This is a genomic window from Micromonospora sp. RTBAU3-60 (genome assembly GCF_054963695.1).
Genome location: NZ_JBUEGB010000178.1, coordinates 1 through 1,237, shown reverse-complemented (window position 1 = coordinate 1,237; position 1,237 = coordinate 1). Strand labels below are relative to the sequence as shown.

1 protein-coding gene is annotated in these 1,237 nt (G+C 66.2%); it reads left to right on the top strand.

Annotated elements, in window-relative coordinates; genetic code table 11:
- Positions 1–92 precede the first annotated feature (92 nt).
- Positions 93–1,226, top strand: a complete 1,134-nt coding sequence (locus ACY34I_RS40410) for an IS630 family transposase (RefSeq protein ID WP_462760831.1) — start codon at positions 93–95, stop codon at positions 1,224–1,226.
- The last annotated feature ends 11 nt before the right edge of the window (positions 1,227–1,237 follow it).

Genomic DNA, 1,237 nt, shown 5'->3' with positions numbered 1-1,237 from the left:
CTAGTGCCGCAGCAGGCAACGTTTGCCCCGTCGTGACGTGACGCGCCGTGTGGATGCTGGCCCGGACGGCGTGGTGCCGTCAGGCTGTCCGGGTGGCAGACCGGGTACGTGCTCGCGAGATCGATGACGACGAGGGGCAGCGGCTGTTGCGGATCATCCGTCGGGGCACTGGGTCGGTGGTGACCTGGCGGCGAGCGCAGATGGTGTTGCTGTCCGCGCAGGGCATGTCGGTGGGGAAGATCGCTGAGGTGACGTTCACCAGCGCGGATCGGGTCCGGGACGTGATCCACAATTTCAACGCCGACGGCTTCGACTCGCTCTACCCGAAGTACAAAGGTGGCCGGCCCAAGACGTTCACCCTCCCAGAACGCCGGGAGATCAAGAAGATCGCCAAGTCCAAGCCGGCCGAGCATGGCCTGCCGTTCTCGACCTGGAGCCTGGCCAAGCTGGCCGACTTCCTGGTCGCTGAGGGGGTGGTCGACGACATCAGCCACGAGGGCCTACGGGTCCTGCTCCGCGAGGAGGGCGTGTCGTTTCAACGCATAAAGACCTGGAAGACCTCCCGCGACCCGGACTACGCCGCCAAGAAGGCCCGCGTCGAGCACCTCTACGCGATCGTTGACGGCGAGGTCATACCCGAGGACGGCGAGCCCGAGGTCGTGTTCTGCCTGGACGAGTTCGGCCCGCTCAACCTCCAACCTCACCCTGGACGGCAGTGGGCAGAGCGCGGCGGACGGCACAAGGACCCTGACCGGGAACCCCGGGCACGCCGGCGGGCGACCTACACCCGCCCGCACGGCGTCAGGCACCTGTTCGCCGCCTACGACCTGAGCACGGACCGGCTCTACGGCCACATCAAGCCGAAGAAACACCGCACGCGGTTTCTGGAGTTCTGCCGCTACCTGCGCAGCCTCTACCCACCCGAGATCCGCATCGCGATCGTGCTCGACAACTACTCCCCCCACCTGAGCACGAAGAAGGACACCCGGGTCGGCGACTGGGCCGCGGCCAACAACGTCGAGCTCGCCTACACCCCGACCAACAGCTCCTGGCTCAACCGCATCGAGGCCCAGTTCACCGCCCTGCGCTACTTCACCCTCGACGGCACCGACCACGCCAACCACAAGCAGCAGGGCAGCATGATCCGCCGCTACATCATCTGGCGGAACAAGAACGCCGCCGACGAACGCCTACGCCAGGTAATCAACAGGGCGAACGTTGCCTGATGCGGCACTAG